Raw genomic sequence first — 19,377 nt, forward strand, 5'->3', positions numbered from 1 at the left:
GGCAAGTTTGATGGCCACGGAGTATGGTGACAAGAAATTCGACGCGTTGCCTGTCCGCGCGTTGAATCGGCGTTTTGAGTGGCTGTTTTAGTTCCTTTCGAGGGGCCATCAGCGAGTAACATTATTGGTCGAGGATTGGCAGCGATGCCGACACAGGAGCGCTCGAGGCAACTCGACGGGCGACCCGGTGACGGCGATCAACTTCACCGCCAGCACCGAGAGGCAATGGCAAGGAATACGTCGCCGCAGGGGTCACATCCGCGCGCCGGGGCTGAATTCTCGCAGTGGGAAGACCAGGCCGCGTGGGACGAGCAGGATGAGGCGGCGGGCGACCGTGCGCGGCAATTGCTGGCGCGTTCCAATACCAACCTGCACCGCTTCACCGATTTCTGTACCCGTGCGCAGCGCCGGCTGAACGGTGGGCGCTGGATTCGGCGCATCGGTCTGGTGCTCGCGGCCCTCGTGGTGATTTTCGCGACCTGCTTCGGTGCGCTGTGGTGGCGGCTTGGCGCGGGGCCAATCAATCTCGACATCGCAACACCGTGGCTTGCCGCCGCGATCGAGGAGAATATCGGCCACGGCAATACGGTCGAGGTCGGTGGAACGCAGATCGAGCGCGCCGGGCGTGTCCGCGTCGCCGTGCGCATCCGCGACATCATCGTGCGCGATCGCGACCATGCGGTCGTGGCCAGCGCGCCGAAGGCCGAAGTGCGCCTGTCGGGAACTGCGCTGCTGATGGGGCAGTTGCGCGCCGAGAGCCTCAACCTGGTGGATGCTGAACTGTCGGTGCGCATCACGCCGGACGGCCACGTGACAGTGTCCGCGGGCGAGACGGCAAAACCGCTCGCGACCGGTGTTGCCTCCAAGCGCGAGGCGGGAATGCCACCGACATTCCCTCGGCCGGCACCTTCCGCTCCTGATGTATCGCCGCCGCCGGCCCCCGCATCCGACCCGGTGGCCGCTGCCTCCGATCCGGCGCAGAGCGGCCTGCTGGCGGGTCTCGACTGGCTCGACAGCCTCAGCATGACCGGTCTCGACGGTCAGAACCTCAACGAGATCGGCCTGAAGAACGGCAATCTCGTCGTCGACGACCAGCAGCGCGGCAACAAATGGAGCTTCGAGAATATCAGCCTCAGCCTGCGGCGCCCGAGCGGCGGCGGCGTCGCACTGAGCTTCGGCGAGGAGGGTGCCAAGCCCTGGTCGGTGCGCGTCGTGGTCGGTCCACCGGTCGACGGCGTGCGCTCGGTCGACATCAAGGCCGACAAGGTCTCAACCAGCAACATCCTGCTGGCGCTGCGCACCAAGGATATGACCTATACCGCCGACCTGCCGCTGTCGGGTGAATTGAAGGGCGAACTCGGCCGCGACGGCCTGCCGACCTATTTCCGCGGCAAGGTCACCGCCGGTGCCGGCAACATCATCGACACTGATACGCCCAGCTATCCGATGCCGATCGAATCCGCCGAGATGAGCGTGGAATGGGATGCGGGCCGGCGTGTGCTGCTGGCGCCGATCAAGATCATCTCCGGTGCCAACCGCATCACGCTGCTCGGTCACCTCGAGCCGCCGAACGATAACGTCACCGATTGGCAGGCCGGCCTGTCGGGCGGCACCATCGTGCTCGCCGGCAACGACAAGGCCGAGCCGCCGCTGATCTTCAACCGCATCAGCATCCGCTTCCGCTTCGATACCGAGAAGAAGCGCGTGCTGCTGACCCAGGCCGACATCTCCAATGGCGAGATCGGCGTCGCCGGCACCGGCAGCATCGACTATTCCGGCGAGCCGCGGCTGCAGCTCGGCTTTGCCGGCACGCCGATGTCGGCTTCCGCGTTGAAGCGGATGTGGCCGATCATCATCGTGCCCGAGGTGCGCGAATGGGTGCTTGAGCGGATCGATCGCGGCACGCTCCAGCGCATCGATGTCGGCGTCAACTCGCCGGTGCACAATCTGTCGCGCAAGGGACCGCCGATCCCCGATGACGGTCTCTCGGTCAACATCGTCGCGTCAGGCGTCACGGTGCGTCCAGTGGATCAGATGCCCGCCGTGCATGACGCCGATCTGAAGGCCAGGGTGACCGGCCGCACCGCGACCGTCACCATCGGGCAGGGCATCGCCGACACGCCGGCCGGGCGCAAGATCACGCTGTCGGATTTCATCTTCGAGGTGCCCGACATGGCGCCGAAGCCGTCGCCGTCGAAGGTCAGGTTCCGGGTCGATTGCCCGGTGCCGGCGGCAGCCGAGATCCTCGCATCCGACCGGCTCAGCGATCTCTCCGGCCCGCCGATCGATCCCAACGCCAGCAAGGGCAACGTCACGGCGACGATCAATCTCGGCATGCCCGTGAAGGGCGAGCTGACCAAGGCCGATACGATGTATTCGGTCGCGGCCGATCTGTCCGGCGTCGCCGTCGACAAGCTGGTGATGAACCAGAAGCTCGAAGCCAATGCGCTGAAGCTGACTGCCAACAATGCCGGCTTCCAGGTCAAGGGCGACGTCAAGATCAACGGCCAGGCCGCCTCGCTCGACTACCGCAAGCAGTCCGACGGCGACGCCGACGTCAGGCTGCAGGCGACGCTTGACGATGCGAGCCGCGCGCGGCTCGGGCTCGATCTTGGGCCGGCCGCGTCGGGGGCGATCCCGGTCAAGCTGAGCGGCAAGATCGCCAGCGGCGACAGCAGCAACGCCACCAAGATGGGCGTCGAGGCCGATCTGACCCAGCTCAAGCTCGACAACATCCTGCCGGGCTGGGTCAAGGCGAAAGGTGCGGCGGGCAAGGCGACCTTCAACGTGGTGCCAAAGGGGCAGTCGACCCGCTTCGAGGATATCGTGATCGAGGGCAGTGGTGTCTCGATCAAGGGCTCGCTCGAGGTCGATCAGAACGGCGACCTCGTCAATGCTAACTTCCCGACCTATGCGCCCTCGGAACGCGACAGGACATCGCTCAGAGCCGATCGCGGCCCCGACGGCGTGATGAAGGTGACGATGCGTGGCGACGTGTTCGACGGGAGCGGCTTCCTGAAGTCGGCAATCTCGGGCCGCGACTCCGACAAGAGCAAGACCAAGGGGATCGATTTCGACATCGACCTGAAGCTCGGCCTGGTCGCCGGCTTCAACGGCGAGGCGATGCGCAGCGTCGATGCCAAGGTCTCGCGCCGCAACGGCGCTATCAAGGCGTTCACGCTGAGCGGCAAGGTCGGGCGCGATACGCCCGTCACCGCCGACATGCGCCGCCAGCAGGGACGCGAGGCGATCTATCTGCAGACCGCCGACGCCGGCGCGTTTCTGAAGTTCATCGACACGTACTCGAAAGTCGTCGGTGGCCAGCTGACGCTCGCGATGGAGCCGCCGACGCCTGATGCCAGCCCGAAGGAGGGCTACATCAACATCGCGGATTTCTCGGTCAAGGGCGAAACCCAGCTTGACCGCGCCGTCGCCGGCGGGCCCGTCAACACCCAGAACGGCATCGCATTCTCGGCGCTCGGCGCCCAGTTCGTGCGTCAGAGCGGCCAGCTCACGATCCGCAAGGGCGTCGTCAAGGGACCCAGCATCGGTGCGACCATCGAAGGCAGCATCGATTACAACAGCAACCAGGTGCGGATGAGCGGCACCTTCATTCCGATGTACGGCCTCAACAACGTGTTCGGCCAGATCCCGTTCTTCGGCATCTTCCTCGGCGGCGGCAGCGACGAAGGCCTGATCGGCGTCACCTATGAAGTGGTCGGCACGCCCAACGCGCCGGTGCTGCGCGTCAACCCGATCTCGGCGCTGGCGCCTGGACTGAGCCGGAAGATCTTCGACTTCAAGCCGTACAGCCCGAACGAGCTGCCATCGCCGTCGGCGAATAATTAAGGGCGTCGGTCTATCCATCGCTTGCCGGCCTGAGCCGGATCACAGGCTGGGTCCGACATGCGCCACGAGGCTAACGTCACCGACGTGGATTCGTCGCAGTCCCTCAATCTCCGTGCGGCGCGCAGGACATCGCATCCGGCATTTGCCGCTTCTGCGACTGACATGTCCACGTCATCGTGGCCGGGCTTGACCCGGCTTGGCCAAAATGGCGAAAAACAACCCCATGCAAAGTAAGTTTAGAGGTGTAATTATACCGAATTCCGGGCGTCGATATCTCGGAGAAGGCTGGCATTGGGGCGTCGCAGACCGTTTCCGGGGGCAAGCAGACACGCAACCTGAGTCGGGGATATCGATCGGCTTGTGACCCTGAACGGACGTCGCAAGCCGCTCGCTGCATGCAGATCATGGAGGCACCGCCACCCGGTGATTTGCATGACGCCAAGCTGGTCGAACAACTCAATCTGTTCACCGTTCAGCACTGCAATGTGGCAGCGACGTCTGGCACCCAAGATCAAGATACAGAGCTTATCCTCCGTGATCGTCCATATCCCGGCTGTACGTCCAAGGCCTCGTCCCAGTGCGGATGCAGCACAATACTCATCAACGGGGCTAGGCAGAACGCCTATTGAAGCATTCGTTTGGATTTCCGCCAATCCGTTCTCAAAGCGACGCCTTATTGACCCTTGCCGACGAAACTAGGCCGTCGTCCTACGTCGGCTCCAGGGAGAAGACCGGACCTGCAGGCGGAGATCGAGACCGCCGGTGTTGTGACCCAAACCAGACCTACAGAGGGTACTTCAGTGATCGCTCCATGATGATCGTGCGCTCCTTACCAAAATAACTATCGCGCACGGCCTTAAATCCGAGCTGCGCATAGAATGTTTCAGCGCTGATTGAAGAGGGGACAGCCAACCTATCGATTTTTCTCTGGCGGGCCGTGCGCTCAACCTCCGCCATGAGCAGCTTGCCTATGCCCCGGCTCTGAACGTCAGGAGATACGAAGACGGTGCGGACTACACTTCCATCGAGGCTTGCTGTTCCAACGACACGACCACCGATCGCGGCAACGAAGACGGTGCGCTTGCTAATCAGCTCTAGCACGGCGCTCGGACTAAAACTGGACTCGATTCTCTTGATGATCTCTCTTGCATAGTCCTTCGCATTGATTTCGCGCAATGTACGTAAGATGACCGCGCTTATTTCGTCGGCGTCTTCTTCACGCGCTGTCCGGATCGTGCATTCAATAGTCCCACGCGTAGCCAGAGCCTTGGTCATTGGATAACCGGAACTCGTCCCAAATCCACCGACCGGCGGTCCATTTTCAACATAGCCGTTGGACAAGTAAAATCGGCGAGCGGTTTCGGTGCTCGTCAAGTTGCATCGGTCATTGCCTCGTTCCGCGGCTCGTATTTCCAATGCACGCAGCAGGGCGCGGCTAACTCCTCGAAATCGCACATCGGGCGACACGTAGTTGAGGCCAATCGTTCCCGCATCAGTTACTGATCCGACTGCTAGGATGTCCTGATTTTCAACTGCTACGAGCACTGAGTTGTCAGCTTGCTTGACCCAAGCACAGAAATTCTCATGTGTCTTATTGCCCAACCATCGCGCCAAGATGGAAGGGTCGTTTCGGTGATCAACTTCGCAAAGCTCCGCTATCGATCGCTTCAACACAATGCAGGCAGCGGGCGCATCTTCTGGTATAGCATCTCGTATTTGCATCCAGTGATTTTGGCATGGAGCCAATCCCCGGGGCAATGGCACGCATATTGCCATGTCGCCTGTTTGACCCGATTCGGACCTCAGCGCCCGGGCTACGAACGCCTGCTCACTTGGGACCAGCGGACCTCGGCGGAAGGCCGCCTCCGCTGGAGGCCGCTCTAGACCAATTCAGCGCCGCAACGCCGGCACCACCAGGAACGGAATCATCCCCAGCACGACGTTGACCAGCGCAAACGCGATCAGCGGGTTGTAGCTGTGGGTCCAGTCGTGCAGCAGGCCGCCGCCCCACGCGCCCAGCCCTGATCCGAGGCCGCTGCCGATCGAGATCGTGCCGTAGATCGTGCCGACGCGCTCGCCGCGGAAGATTTTCAGCGCGGTCGCCGTGATCAGCGGACCGCGCGAGCCGATCATGCTGCCGAAGCAGATGACGAAGCCGGTCAGCAGCCAGTAGTTCGGATACCATTGCAGCAGCCAGAGCAGGATGATGCCGAGGATCGAGACGCCGTAGCTGAACAGCACCGAGGGACGGCGGCCGATGATGCCGTCGAGCGTCGAGACGCCGAGCATGCCGACGAACAGCGCGACGCCGGAAAATCCCCAGGCGGTGGCCGCCTGCAGCGGCGGGAAGCCGACGTCGATCAGATAGGCGACGATCTGCGCGGTGAGCGCGTACATTGCGATCGCGGTGAAGAAGAAGGTGGAGAACAGCGCCCAGAAGGCGTGGTGGCGCATTGCGCTGAGCAGCGTCCAGCCTTCATCGACCAGACGGTCGGATTTCTTGACCACATGCGGAGAGCCGCCGGCGAGCAGGCGCCATGGCAGGAACAGCAGCGGCAACAGCAGGCAGAGCGCCGATATGCCGAACACCAGGTACGCGCTGCGCCAGCCGATCCGGTCGATCAGCACCTGCGACAGCGGCAGCAGCACCAGCAAGCCGGCGCCGGTTGCCGAATACATCACGGCCATCGCGGTCGGCAGCCGTGGCCCGAACCAGCGCCCGAGCAGGATCGAGTTCGAGACATTGCCGATCAGCGCGGTGCCGAAGCCGACGCAGAGCCCGACGCTGAGCTGGAACTGCCAGAGCGCCTGCGCATGCGCTGCGGTCAGGAACGCGCAGCCGAGCAGGGATAGCCCAAGCGAATAGACCACGCGCGGACCGAAGCGGTCGAACAGGCGGCCGACCAGCGGCGCGGTGAGGCCGGCGGCGAGCCAGGTCAGCGAGTAGACCGACACGACCGAGGCGCGGTCCCAGCCGAAGTTTTCCGAGATCGGCTTCAGGAACACCGTAAAACTGTCGCTGAGGCCGCGGCCGAGCACCGACAGCAGGAAGCAGAGCGCGAGCACGTTTAGCGCAATGCGCGCCGGCCTGTGCGGCGTCGCAAGCGTTTCGTCCCGCTGCGTATTCTGATCCATTGCTTGCAGGGAGCGCGCTTTCGCCGCTTCCTGCAACCGACAAAAGCGAATGCGCCTATGCAGGCTTCAACAGGACGTGCCGCTTCTTGCCGAGCGACAGTTTCACCACGCCTTCCGGCGTTAGATTGGCCGGCGTCAGCTGCATCTTCTCGTCGGTGACCGCGGCGTCATTGACGCGAAGACCGCCGCCCTTGATCTGCCGGCGCGCTTCGCCGTTGGAGGCGACGAGCTCCGCCTTGACGAACGCCGCGAGCACGCCGAGGCCAGCTTCAAATTCGCCATGCGGAATTTCCACCGTCGGCAAGGTTTCCGCCAGCGCGCCTTCCTCGAAGGTGCGGCGCGCGGTCTCGGCGGCCTCGTTCGCCGCGTCGCGACCGTGCAGCAGGGCGGTCGCTTCCGTCGCCAGCACCTTCTTGGCCTCGTTGATCTCGCTGCCGCCGAGCGCCGCAAGCTTGGCGATCTCGCTCATCGGCAGGACCGTGAACAGCTTAAGGAATTTGACGACGTCAGCGTCCTCGACATTGCGCCAGTACTGCCAGAAATCGTACGGCGAGAACTGGTCGGCGTTGAGCCACACCGCGCCCTTGGCGGTCTTGCCCATCTTGTCGCCGGAGGCGGTGGTGAGCAGCGGTGTGGTCAGCGCGAACAATTGCGGCGTGCCCATGCGGCGGCCGAGATCGACGCCGTTGACGATGTTGCCCCACTGGTCGGAGCCGCCCATCTGCAGCCGGCAGCCGGTGCGGCGCGACAGTTCGACGAAGTCGTAGGCCTGGCAGACCATGTAATTGAATTCGATGAAGCTCATCTCCTGCTCGCGCTCGAGCCGGAGCCGAACCGAATCCATCGTCAGCATGCGGTTGACCGAGAAGTGCCGGCCGATGTCGCGCAGCATCTCGATCCAGTTCAGTTTCGTCAGCCACTCGGCATTGTCGAGCATGATGGCGTCGGAATGACCGTCGCCGTAGCGCAGCACCTTGGCGAACACGCCGCGGATCGAGGCCTTGTTGGCTTCGATCTCAGCGATGGTGCGGATGGCACGCGTCTCGTCCTTGCCGGAGGGGTCGCCGACCATCGTGGTGCCGCCGCCCATCAGCGTGATCGGCTTGTTGCCGCTCTGCTGCAGCCAGTACAGCATCATCATGGTGAGGAAGTTGCCGATATGCAGCGACGGCGCGGTGCAGTCATAGCCGACATAGGCGGTGGCCTCGCCCTTGGCGGCAAGCGCGTCGAGGCCCTCGAAATCGGAGCACTGGTGGATGAAGCCGCGTTCCTGTAAAGTGTTCAGGAAATCCGATTTAAATGCCGTCATTTGTCTGCGACTCAGATCATTCTTGTTTTACGGTTTTTGCATCTATTTGCGGAACCTTGGAGTGCTGAGGCTGCCGCGGCCTGACGCGCTGTGGCATTATAGGATGTAGTTATTTGAGACAAGCCGGGGGTTCCCGGTTGGGGCGCTACAAGATGATGCTGACGGCACTCGGTCTCATGAGCGGTACCTCGCTCGACGGGGTCGACGTGGCCTTGATCGAGACCGACGGCCGCCAGATCAAGTCCTTCGGGCCCTCGGGCTACCGGCCATATACCGATGGTGAACGCAGTCTGCTGCGGCAGGCGCTGACCGAGGCTGTGCACCTGCCGCGGCGCGATGCCCGGCCCGGCATCCTGCGGCAGGCCGAGCACGCCGTCACCATCGCCCATGCCGAGGCGGTCGCTGCCTTCAGCACGCAGCACCGGATTTCCTGCCAGGACGTCGACATCGTCGGATTCCATGGCCAGACCGTGCTGCATCGCCCGGAACGGCGGATGACGGTGCAGATCGGCGATGCCGCCGCACTCGCCAAGGCGATCCATATCCCTGTCATGCACGACTTCCGCGCCGCCGATGTCGAGGCCGGCGGGCAGGGCGCGCCGTTCGTGCCGGTCTATCACCGCGCGCTGGCGCAGTCGCTGGACCGCGAGGGGCCGATCGTCGTGGTCAATATCGGCGGCGTCTCCAACATCACCTATATCGACGGCACCGACACGCTGATCGCCTGCGACACCGGTCCCGGCAACGCGCTGCTCGACGACTTCATGTATCGCAACCTGCACCAGCCGTTCGACACCGAGGGACGCGTCGCCGCGCAGGGCAGGCCGGACGAGGCCTGGATAGCGCAGGCCTTGAGGTTGCCCTTCTTCTCGGCTCCGCCGCCGAAATCGCTCGACCGTAACGACTTTGCCTCGCTCAAGCTCGGCGCCGTGGCGCCGGCCGACGGTGCCGCGACGCTGACGGCATTCACCGCCGCTGCGATCGCCCGGATCGTGCCGCTGCTGCCGAAGCCGCCGAAGAGCTGGATCGTCGCCGGCGGCGGCTCCTCCAACCTGACGATGCTGCGGATGCTGCGAGAGCGGCTGGCGCCGGCCACCGTGGAGGCCGCCCAGACGCTCGGCTGGGCCGCGGATGCGATCGAGGCGCAGGCCTTCGGCTTCCTGGCCGCGCGCGGCCTGAAAGGCCTGCCGCTGAGCTATCCCGCCACCACGGGCGTGCCGATTCCGATGACCGGAGGCATCATCGCGCGGCCGTGATTTAGATGCGGATGCATCTACCTTGACAATTCCATGCAGCTGCATCTAATTGGATGCATCTGCATCGAATGCGAGGTCCCCGCGCCATGGCCGCCCTGAAGCTGATCAGCCACAAGCTCTGCCCTTACGTGCAACGTGCCGTGATCGCGCTGCGCGAAAAGGGCATTCCGTTCGAGCGGATCGATATCGATCTCGCCAACAAGCCGGACTGGTTCCTGAAGATCTCGCCGCTTGGCAAGGTGCCGGTGCTGGTCGTCTCACGCGACGACGGCGGCGAGGTCGCGTTGTTCGAGAGCAACGTGATCTGCGAGTACATCGAGGAGACGCAGGGCGGCAGCAAGCTGCATCCGCAGGACGCGCTTGTCCGTGCCGAGCATCGCGCCTGGATGGAGTTCGGCTCGGCGATCCTGGGCGATCTCTGGGGGCTCGAGACCGCCACCGATGCCGCGACGTTCGAGGCCAAGCGCAGGGCTGTCGCGGCGAAATTTGCGCGCGTCGAGGAGGCGCTCGGCGCGGGACCGTTCTTCGCGGGCGAGAGTTTCAGCCTGGTCGATGCGGTGTTTGCTCCGGTGTTCCGCTATTTCGACCTGTTCGACCAGCTGACCGATCTTTCTGTGTTCACGCATACGCCGAAGCTGCGTGCCTGGCGCAGCGCGCTCGCGCAACGGCCGAGCGTGCGCGGCGCGGTGTCACCGGACTATCCCGCGCTGCTGCACGCGTTCCTGGTCGGTCACCACGCGCATATGCTGAAGCTCGCCGCGTAACGCCATGTCGCATTCGGTTGCCTGGATCGCGCTCGTGGTCGCCGGCCTGCTCGACGTCGGCTGGGCGGTCTCGATGAAATATGCCGAGGGCTATACGCGGCTCGGCTGGACGCTGGTCTCCCTGGTGCTGCTCGCCGCGTTCGTGTTCCTGCTCGGGCGCGCGCTGCAGGTGCTCGGCGTCGGCGTTGCCTATACGGTGTGGACCGGCATCGGCGCCGTCGGCACGCTGACGATGGGCGTGCTGCTGTTCAACGAGGTCCTGAACCCGATGAAAATTGCCGGGATCGCGCTGGTGCTGGTCGGCATCGCCGCGCTGAAGCTGGCGCCGGAATAGACGGTTTTGTAGCCCGCATGAGCGAAGCGATATGCGGGACCGGTTGCGCCATAATCGACACCGCCCCGGATATCGCTTCGCTCATGCGGGCTACAAGCGCTTCACCGCACGTTGGCGAGGCGCATGTCGAGATAGCCGGTCACCGTCTCCATCAACGGCTCGAGCTTGCCGTCGAAGAAGTGGTTGGCGCCGGGGATGACCTGTTGGTCGATCACGATGCCCTTCTGCGTCTTCAGCTTCTCGACCAGCGCGTTGACGTCCTTGGCGGGCACCACGGCATCCTTGTCGCCGTGCACAATCAGGCCCGATGACGGGCAGGGCGCGAGGAACGAGAAGTCGTAGAGATTGGCGGGCGGCGCGATCGAGATGAAGCCCTCGACCTCCGGGCGGCGCATCAACAGCTGCATGCCGATCCAGGCGCCGAACGAGAAGCCGGCGACCCAGCAGGCGCGCGCCTCGGGATTGATCGCCTGCGCCCAGTCGAGCGCGCTCGCAGCGTCCGACAATTCGCCGGTGCCGTGGTCGAACGCGCCCTGGCTGCGGCCGACGCCGCGGAAATTGAAGCGCAGCACCGAGAAGCCCCGATGCGCGAACGCGTAGTAGCACTGGTAGACGATCTGGTGATTCATCGTGCCGTGGAACTGCGGATGCGGATGCAGGATCATCGCGATCGGCGCGTTCTTCTGCTTGGCCGGGTGATAGCGGCCTTCGAGGCGGCCAGCAGGGCCGGTGAAAATGACTTCAGGCATCGTGATCTCTTGCTTGATCCCTCGATTGGTCTAACCGTATCAACGGGATAGGGCTGACTTCATCGGCTCCCCGGCAGATAAAGCGCGTCACTCGAAGGGGTGATCGGCGTCGTCGCGGTCGCGCGGAGGACGCTTCCGTGAACTTTTGAGGCCCGCTTCTAGCATGAGGCAAGGGGCAAAAAGCAAGCATCTTGAGCATCCGCAGAAGCCCAGTCTCGCGCCGCAAATGCGATTGCACGCGACGGCGCGATCCCCACTTGCGATAAGACGCGCGGAAGCACCGGTTATTTGGTGCACGAATCGCGCAAAGTCGATGTAGGTAATATTGTAGGCATGCTTGAGAGGATCTATCTCGACTGGAATGCCACGACGCCGCTTCGCCCGGAGGCGAAGGCAGCGATGGCGGCGGCGTGGGAGCTGAGCGGCAATCCGTCCTCGGTGCACAGCGAGGGCCGCAAGGCGCGCCGGCTGGTCGAGGATGCCCGCAGCGCGGTGGCGGCTGCCGTGGGAGCGCGCGCGCAGGACGTGGTGTTCGTGTCCGGCGGCACCGAGGCCAATGCGCTCGCGCTGACGCCGCGGCTGCGGCGCGGCGCGGCCGGACCGGTGGCGCGGCTCGTCGTGTCGGCGATCGAGCACGCCTCGGTGCGCTCCGGCGGACGGTTTCCACAGCAGGCAATCAGCACCATCAATGTCACGCGCGGCGGGGTGGTCGATCCGCAGCATCTGCGGGCGCTCCTGGCCGACGGTGCGCCGGCGCTGGTGTCGGTGATGCTGGCGAACAACGAGACCGGCGCGATCCAGCCCATAACCGAGATTGCCGAGATTGTTCATGCCGCCGGCGGGCTGCTGCATGTCGACGCCATCCAGGCGCTCGGAAAGATCCCGTTCGATCTGTCCTCGACGCGGGCCGATCTGCTGACGCTGTCGGGGCACAAGATCGGCGGGCCGAAGGGCGCCGGCGCGCTGGTGCTGGCCGAGGGCGTCGAGGGATTCGAGGCGCTGCTGCGCGGCGGCGGCCAGGAGCTCGGCCGCCGGGCCGGCACCGAGAACGTCGCGGGGATCGCCGGCTTCGGGGCCGCCGTGAAGGCGGCGATGGCAGCCCTCAAGGCCGATGCGGCGCGGGTGAGGGAGCTGCGGGATCGCCTCGAGCACGGGCTCAGGCAGACGCCGGGGCTGGTCGTGTTCTCCGACGAGGTTAAGCGGTTACCAAATACCGTCTTGTTCACCGCTCCCGGGATGAAGGCAGAAACCGCGGTCATCGCCTTCGATCTGGCCGGGGTGGCAGTCTCCTCCGGCTCCGCCTGCTCTTCAGGCAAGGTGCAGCCATCGCAGGTCTTGGAGGCAATGGGATACCGCTCTGAGCTGGCCCAGGGAGCGGTGCGGCTTAGTCTTGGCTGGTCTACCACGGCAACAGACGTGGATTTGACCCTTAAGGCTTGGCGAAAGCTCGCCGATACCCTAGTTAAGGGAGTGCGACGAAACACAGCTTGAACTGTTCTAAGCGGGTGATTTCGTCCCCGAAGCATCGTAAGAGACTTTCGGAACTTGAGATCCACCGCGGTCCTTGAAACCGCGAGCGGAGGATTTGGATGCCTGCTGTACAAGAGACGGTCGAGCGCGTTCGGCGCATCGACGTCGACCAATATCGGTATGGGTTCGAGACGCTGATCGAATCCGACAAGGCCCCGAAAGGGCTGTCGGAAGACACCGTCCGCTTCATCTCCGCAAAAAAGGACGAACCGGCCTGGATGCTGGAGTGGCGCCTGGAGGCGTTCCGCCGCTGGCTGACCATGACCGAGCCGACCTGGGCGCGCGTCAACTATCCGAAGATCGACTATCAGGACCTCTACTATTACGCGGCGCCGAAGCCGAAGAAGTCGCTGTCGTCGATCGACGAGATCGATCCGGAGATTCTCAAGACCTACGAGAAGCTCGGCATTCCCCTGCGCGAAGTCGCGATCCTCGAAGGCGTCGAGCCGCCGGCGGGCGGCGAGCAGACGCCGAGCCGCCAGATCGCGGTCGACGCCGTGTTCGATTCGGTCTCGGTCGCCACCACCTTCAAGGCGGAACTGAAGAAGGCCGGCGTGATCTTCATGCCGATCTCGGAGGCGATCCGCGAGCATCCCGAGCTGGTGCAGAAATATCTCGGCAGCGTTGTGCCGACCTCGGACAATTACTTCGCGACGCTGAACTCGGCGGTGTTCTCCGACGGCTCGTTCGTCTACGTGCCGCCGGGCGTGCGTTGCCCGATGGAGCTGTCGACCTACTTCCGCATCAACGAGCGCAACACCGGCCAGTTCGAGCGCACGCTGATCATCGCGGACAAGGGCTCCTACGTCTCCTATCTCGAAGGCTGCACCGCGCCGCAGCGCGACGAGAACCAGCTGCATGCGGCCGTGGTCGAACTGGTCGCGCTCGATGACGCTGAGATCAAGTATTCGACGGTGCAGAACTGGTACCCCGGCAACTCCGAGGGCAAGGGCGGCATCTACAATTTCGTCACCAAGCGTGGCGACTGCCGCGGCAAGAACTCGAAGATCTCCTGGACCCAGGTCGAGACCGGCTCCGCCATCACCTGGAAATATCCGAGCTGCATCCTGCGCGGTGATAATTCCAGCGGCGAATTTTACTCGATCGCGATCTCGAACGGTTTCCAGCAGGTCGATAGCGGCACCAAGATGATCCACCTCGGCAAGAACACGTCGAGCCGCATCATCTCCAAGGGCATCGCGGCCGGCAAGTCGCAAAACACCTATCGCGGCCTCGTCAGCGCCCACCGCAAGGCGACGGGCGCGCGCAATTACACCGCCTGCGATTCGCTGTTGATCGGCGACAAATGCGGCGCGCACACTGTGCCCTATGTCGAGGCCAAGAACTCCTCGGCGACGTTCGAGCACGAGGCAACGACGTCGAAAATCTCCGAGGACGTGCTGTTCTACTGCATCCAGCGCGGGCTCTCGCAGGAGGAAGCCGTCGGCCTCGTCGTCAACGGTTTCGTCAAGGATGTGCTGCAGCAACTGCCGATGGAGTTCGCGGTGGAAGCGCAGAAGCTGATCTCGATCAGCCTCGAAGGTTCGGTTGGCTAATTCGTCTCGCTTAACGGCGCGGTCGATGCGCCTTGTGGACGCTGCTCAGGAAAAATCTGATGTCTCTGCTTGAAGTGAAAGACCTGCAGGTTCGTGTCGAGGATCGCGAGATCCTCCACGGGCTGTCGCTGACGGTGAATCCGGGCCAGGTGCACGCGATCATGGGGCCGAACGGCTCCGGCAAATCGACGCTGTCCCATGTGATCGCAGGCAAGCCCGGCTATGAGGTGACCGGCGGACAGATCCTGTTCCGCGGCGAGGACCTGCTGGAAATGGATCCGAACGAGCGCGCCGCCAAGGGCGTGTTCCTGGCGTTCCAGTATCCGGTCGAGATTCCCGGCGTCACCACCTGGAATTTCCTGCATGCCGCGCTCAACGCGCAGCGCAAGGCGCGCGGCGAGGAGGAGATTTCGTCGCCGGCATTTCTGAAGAAGGTCCGCGAAGTCGCCAAGTCGCTCAACATTCCGCAGGACATGCTGAAGCGCGGCGTCAATGTCGGCTTCTCCGGCGGTGAGAAGAAGCGCAACGAGATTTTGCAGATGGCGCTGTTCGAGCCGGCCGTCTGCATTCTCGACGAAATGGATTCCGGCCTCGACATCGACGCGCTGCGGATCGCCGCCGACGGCGTCAACGCGCTGCGCTCGCCGGAGCGCGCGATGGTCGTGATCACCCACTATCAGCGGCTGCTCAACTACATCGTGCCCGATTTCGTGCACGTGATGTCGAAGGGCCGCGTCGTGAAGAGCGGCGGCAAGGAGCTGGCGCTGGAGCTGGAAGAGTCCGGCTATGCGCAGTTCGAGGACGCTGCCTGACAGGTGGTTTTGAGATGAACGTAGTTGCAAAGACCGAGACCGGGCGCGCGCTGGGCGAAGCATTCGCCGTCGTGCGCGACCGTCTGCCGGGCAAAGGCAAGATCGCCGACCGGCGCCGCGAGGCGTTCGACGCCTATGAGCGCCTTGGCCTGCCGCATCGCCGGATCGAGGACTGGAAATACACCGACCTGCGCGCCCTGATGCGCGAGGTGCTGCCGCTGGCGCCGCTGCCGGACGCCGCCGCGCTGAAGCGCGCTGCCGGCGCCGTCACGGCCCATGCGATCGATGGCGTCGTCCGGCTGGTGCTGGTCGACGGTACGCTCGCACCCGATCTTTCCGACCTCGGCAGTCTCGAAAAAGGCCTCAGTATCCGCGCGCTGCGCGAGGTGCTGGATTCCGGCGACGGCGAGCTCTCCGCGCAGGCCTTTGCGTCGGACAATTCAAATCCCATGGTCGCGCTGAACGGCGCGATGGCGACCGATGGTGTCGTGATCGACGTTGCCGCGGGCACGGTGCTGAGCAAGCCCGTGCATATCGTGCACGTCGCGTCGGGCGCCGCGCCGGTCGCGATGTTCACGCGCTCGCTGCTGCGGCTCGGCCGCGATGCCGGCGCGACGCTGGCAGAGAGCTATCTCGCCGCCGAGGGCGCCAAGGCTTACCAGGCGCATGACGGCCTGGTCATCGCGATCGGCGACAATGCGCGGCTCGACCACGTGCGCTTCGTCGAAGACACCGTGGACGCGTTCAACATTTCGTCGGCGACGGTCTCGCTCGGCGCGCACGCACATTTCAACACCTTCGGCATGACCACCGGCGGCCATGTCAGCCGCTACCAGCTGACGGTGGCATGCGCCGGCGAGCATTCCAAGGTCGAAACCAACGGCGTCAATCTGATCAACGGCAAGCAGCACGCCGACACCACGCTGTTCATGGATCACGCGGTGCCGAACTGCGCCAGCCGCGAGATCTTCCGCGCCGTGGTCGACGATCGCGCCCATTCGGTGTTCCAAGGCCGCATCATCGTCCGCCCGGATGCGCAGAAGACCGACGCCAAGATGATGACCCGGGCGCTGCTGCTGTCCGACGATGCCGAGGCCGACAACAAGCCGGAGCTCGAGATCTTCGCCGATGACGTCACCTGCGGCCACGGGGCGACCACCGGCGCGCTGGACGAGAGCCTCCTGTTCTACATGCGCGCCCGCGGCCTCCCCGAGAAGGAGGCCCAGGCGCTATTGATCCAGGCCTTCGTCGGCGAGGCGATCGAATCCATCGCGAGCGATGCCTTGCGCGACGTCGCGATCGCGGCCGCGCAGCGCTGGCTGGCGGCGAGGGGGTGAGCATGCATCCGGCAGTTTCCAACGGAGCCTACGACGTCGCCCGCGTGCGGCAGGATTTTCCGGCGCTGGCGACGCAGGTCTACGGCAAGCCGCTGGTCTATCTCGACAATGCCGCCTCGGCGCAGAAGCCGAATGCGGTGCTCGACCGCATGACGGAAGCCTACAAGAGCGAATACGCCAACGTGCATCGCGGCCTGCATTATCTCGCCAATGCCGCGACCGAGGCCTATGAGGGCGCCCGCGCCAAGGTGGCGAACTTCATCAACGCCCGCCGCAGCGAAGAGATTGTCTTCACCCGCAACGTCACTGAGGCGATCAATCTGGTGGCCTCGTCCTGGGGCGGCGTGAACATCGGCGAGGGCGACGAGATCGTGCTCTCGATCATGGAGCACCACTCCAACATCGTGCCGTGGCATTTCCTGCGCGAGCGTCAGGGCGCCGTGCTGAAATGGGCGCCGGTCGACGATGAGGGCAATTTCCTGATCGAGGAGTTCGAAAAGCTTCTGACGCCGCGCACCAAGATCGTCGCGATTACCCAGATGTCGAACGCACTCGGCACCATGGTGCCGGTCAGGGACGTCATCCGCCTGGCCCATGCCCGCGGCATTCCGGTGCTGGTCGACGGCGCGCAGGGCGCGGTGCATCTGCCGGTCGACGTGCAGGACCTCGATTGCGACTTCTACGCCTTCACCGGTCACAAGGTGTACGGGCCGACCGGCATCGGCGCGCTCTATGCCAAGCATGAGCACCTCGTCGCGATGCGGCCGTTCAACGGCGGTGGCGAGATGATCCGCGAGGTCGCCAAGGACCGGGTCACCTATGGCGATCCGCCGCACAAATTCGAGGCCGGTACGCCGCCGATCGTCGAGGCGATCGGACTTGGCGCTGCGATCGATTATGTCAATTCGATCGGCAAGGAACGTATCGCGGCGCACGAGCACGAGCTCGTTACCTATGCCCAGGAGCGGCTGCGCGAGATCAACTCGCTGCGGCTGATCGGCACCGCCCGCAACAAGGGTCCGATCATCTCGTTCGAGATGAACGGCGCCCATGCCCATGACGTCGCGACAGTGATCGACCGCCAGGGCATCGCGGTGCGTGCCGGCACCCATTGCGTGATGCCGCTTTTAGAGCGGTTCAACGTCACGGCCACCTGCCGCGCCTCGTTCGGGATGTATAATACCAGGGAAGAAGTCGATCATCTGGCGCAGGCGCTGATCAAGGCGCGGGAATTGTTCGCATGACCGATACTGCCGAAGCCAAACCGGCCATCATGGAAACCACCTCGGCGCTGCCGGCGGAAGAAACCGAGCGCCTGAGCGGCGAGATCGTCGCCGCGCTGAAGACAGTGTTCGATCCGGAAATCCCGGCCGACATCTATGAGCTCGGCCTGATCTACAAGGTCGATCTCAAGGACGATCGCTCCGTCGATATCGTGATGACGCTGACCACGCCGAACTGCCCGGCTGCCGGCGAGCTGCCAACCATGGTCGAGAACGCGGTGGCGAGCGTGCCCGGCGTCGGCGTCGTCAACGTCAATCTGGTATGGGATCCGGCATGGTCGCCGGATCGCATGTCGGACGAGGCGCGCCTCGTCCTGAATATGTGGTGATGCGTAAACACGGCTTTAGGCTCTAGGAAAAGATCGGCAATTGATTTGCCGCCGGGACTGACCACATGAGTGACATGACACACGCTGCACCAAGTCCAGACAAGGTTGCGCCCGCCAAGCCGAAGCGGCCGCGCCCGCAGGTCATGAAACTGACCGATGCCGCGGCGGAGCGGATCAGGGAACTGACGCAGCGCGCCGATTCCGAGATCGTTGGCCTGCGCGTCGGCATCAAGAACGGCGGCTGCGCCGGACAGTCCTACACCGTCGAATACGCCCACGAGATCCGCCCGACCGACGAAGTGGTCGAGGACAAGGGCGTGAAGATCCTGGTCGACCCCAAGGCGGTGCTGTTCCTGCTCGGCACCGAGATGGACTATGTGGCCGACAAGATGCAGGCCCAGTTCGTGTTCAACAACCCGAACCAGGTCTCCGCCTGCGGCTGCGGCGAATCGGTGCAGCTCAAGCCGGCGACGGTTTAGTCGTTGCCGTCCCGGCCGAGTGCACGATGCGCACAGGGGCCGGGATCACCACCAGCGTTGATTGTTCGGATGATCGTCGCCCATACTGCCGCTTCCTGAGGCCGTGGGGCATGGCTCCCAGCCCCGTGCGCAATTGCGTACTCGGCCGCGACGGTGGATACATGGATCGCGAATTCCTGACCGACCTGTTTGCCGATTTCGGTCCGGTAACGCTGCGCCGGATGTTTTCCGGCTACGGCATCTCGGCTGACGGCGCCAATTTCGCGCTGGCGCTGCGGGCCGGGCTCTACTTCCGCGCCGACGAGGAGACCATTCCGCAATTCGAGGCGGAAGGTTCAAAGCCCTTTCAATACCAGACGCGGTCGAAGACGGTGCTGGTCAACTCGTACTGGCAGCTGCCGGCCAGGCTGTTCGATGACACCGAGGAGCTTGCGGTGTGGGCCCGCTCGGCGCTCGCGGCTGCGCAACGCGCCGCGCTGCGCAAGCGACCGCGGGCACGAAAGGCGAAGGCGCCTGCGAAGAAGGCCGTGGCGAAGAGGGCCGCCGCAAGGAAGCGTGCGGCCAGGAAGAAGCGCTGAGGGAAAGGCTCTCAGCCGGTCAAGCGCCGACTACATTCGCGTCATTGCTCGCAGTGGCGGCAGAGAGGGCCGAAAGC

General features: G+C 64.2%; 16 protein-coding genes. 12 read left to right on the forward strand and 4 right to left on the reverse strand.

Going from position 1 to position 19,377, the window contains the following annotated elements; genetic code table 11:
• Positions 1-144 precede the first annotated feature (144 nt).
• Positions 145-3,849, forward strand: coding sequence for a YhdP family protein (locus tag J6500_RS06725; protein WP_225711905.1), 3,705 nt, complete (start codon positions 145-147; stop codon positions 3,847-3,849).
• A 783-nt stretch (positions 3,850-4,632) separates the two neighbouring features.
• On the opposite strand, the gene J6500_RS32070 is transcribed toward J6500_RS06725, so the two are convergent.
• The 3 genes from J6500_RS32070 to tyrS all read right to left on the reverse strand — a co-directional run bounded on the left by J6500_RS32070 (position 4,633) and on the right by tyrS (position 8,293).
• On the reverse strand, positions 4,633-5,451 hold the full coding sequence (locus tag J6500_RS32070; RefSeq protein ID WP_312018201.1) for a GNAT family N-acetyltransferase: 819 nt from the start codon (positions 5,449-5,451) through the stop codon (positions 4,633-4,635).
• 288 nt (positions 5,452-5,739) lie between these two features.
• A complete protein-coding gene (locus J6500_RS06740) occupies positions 5,740-6,984 on the reverse strand; it encodes an MFS transporter (protein ID WP_225711906.1) in 1,245 nt (414 codons plus the stop codon).
• Between the two features lie 55 nt (positions 6,985-7,039).
• Positions 7,040-8,293 (reverse strand): tyrosine--tRNA ligase, encoded by a 1,254-nt coding sequence (tyrS, locus tag J6500_RS06745; RefSeq protein ID WP_225711907.1) that lies wholly within the window; start codon positions 8,291-8,293, stop codon positions 7,040-7,042.
• A 152-nt stretch (positions 8,294-8,445) separates the two neighbouring features.
• On the opposite strand from tyrS, the gene J6500_RS06750 reads away from it, so the two are divergent.
• The 3 genes from J6500_RS06750 (at position 8,446) to J6500_RS06760 (ending at position 10,647) form a co-directional block, all read left to right on the forward strand.
• Positions 8,446-9,549, forward strand: a complete 1,104-nt coding sequence (locus J6500_RS06750; RefSeq protein WP_225711908.1) for an anhydro-N-acetylmuramic acid kinase — start codon at positions 8,446-8,448, stop codon at positions 9,547-9,549.
• Positions 9,550-9,635: 86 nt separating this feature from the next.
• Positions 9,636-10,313: a glutathione S-transferase family protein gene (locus J6500_RS06755; RefSeq protein ID WP_225711909.1), complete on the forward strand. Its 678-nt coding sequence runs from the start codon at positions 9,636-9,638 to the stop codon at positions 10,311-10,313.
• Positions 10,314-10,317: 4 nt separating this feature from the next.
• Positions 10,318-10,647 carry a DMT family transporter gene (locus tag J6500_RS06760; RefSeq protein ID WP_225711910.1) on the forward strand — a complete coding sequence of 110 codons (330 nt, stop codon included), beginning with the start codon at positions 10,318-10,320 and terminating at the stop codon, positions 10,645-10,647.
• A gap of 101 nt (positions 10,648-10,748) precedes the next feature.
• Here J6500_RS06760 and J6500_RS06765 read toward each other — a convergent pair whose 3' ends face one another.
• On the reverse strand, positions 10,749-11,396 hold the full coding sequence (locus J6500_RS06765; RefSeq protein WP_225711911.1) for an alpha/beta hydrolase: 648 nt from the start codon (positions 11,394-11,396) through the stop codon (positions 10,749-10,751).
• Between the two features lie 333 nt (positions 11,397-11,729).
• Here J6500_RS06765 and J6500_RS06770 point away from each other — a divergent pair, with 333 nt between their 5' ends.
• The 8 genes from J6500_RS06770 to J6500_RS06805 all read left to right on the forward strand — a co-directional run bounded on the left by J6500_RS06770 (position 11,730) and on the right by J6500_RS06805 (position 19,300).
• Entirely contained in the window at positions 11,730-12,887 is a 1,158-nt protein-coding gene (locus tag J6500_RS06770) for a cysteine desulfurase family protein (protein WP_225712056.1), read from the forward strand.
• Between the two features lie 98 nt (positions 12,888-12,985).
• A complete protein-coding gene (sufB, locus tag J6500_RS06775; protein WP_225711912.1) occupies positions 12,986-14,482 on the forward strand; it encodes a Fe-S cluster assembly protein SufB in 1,497 nt (498 codons plus the stop codon).
• A gap of 59 nt (positions 14,483-14,541) precedes the next feature.
• Positions 14,542-15,294: a Fe-S cluster assembly ATPase SufC gene (gene sufC, locus J6500_RS06780; protein ID WP_225711913.1), complete on the forward strand. Its 753-nt coding sequence runs from the start codon at positions 14,542-14,544 to the stop codon at positions 15,292-15,294.
• 14 nt (positions 15,295-15,308) lie between these two features.
• Positions 15,309-16,631 carry a Fe-S cluster assembly protein SufD gene (sufD, locus tag J6500_RS06785; protein WP_225711914.1) on the forward strand — a complete coding sequence of 441 codons (1,323 nt, stop codon included), beginning with the start codon at positions 15,309-15,311 and terminating at the stop codon, positions 16,629-16,631.
• Positions 16,628-17,875, forward strand: coding sequence for a cysteine desulfurase (locus J6500_RS06790; RefSeq protein WP_225711915.1), 1,248 nt, complete (start codon positions 16,628-16,630; stop codon positions 17,873-17,875). The genes sufD and J6500_RS06790 overlap by 4 nt, the downstream gene beginning before the upstream one ends.
• Complete coding sequence (locus tag J6500_RS06795) at positions 17,872-18,243, forward strand: SUF system Fe-S cluster assembly protein (RefSeq protein WP_225711916.1); 372 nt, start codon at positions 17,872-17,874, stop codon at positions 18,241-18,243. Before J6500_RS06790 ends, J6500_RS06795 begins: the two co-directional genes overlap by 4 nt.
• 65 nt (positions 18,244-18,308) lie before the next feature.
• A complete protein-coding gene (locus tag J6500_RS06800; protein WP_225711917.1) occupies positions 18,309-18,722 on the forward strand; it encodes a HesB/IscA family protein in 414 nt (137 codons plus the stop codon).
• A gap of 161 nt (positions 18,723-18,883) precedes the next feature.
• Positions 18,884-19,300, forward strand: a complete 417-nt coding sequence (locus J6500_RS06805) for a TfoX/Sxy family protein (protein WP_225712057.1) — start codon at positions 18,884-18,886, stop codon at positions 19,298-19,300.
• Positions 19,301-19,377: the final 77 nt, after the last annotated feature.

This window comes from Bradyrhizobium semiaridum, assembly GCF_020329505.1.
GTDB classification, from domain to species: domain Bacteria; phylum Pseudomonadota; class Alphaproteobacteria; order Rhizobiales; family Xanthobacteraceae; genus Bradyrhizobium; species Bradyrhizobium semiaridum.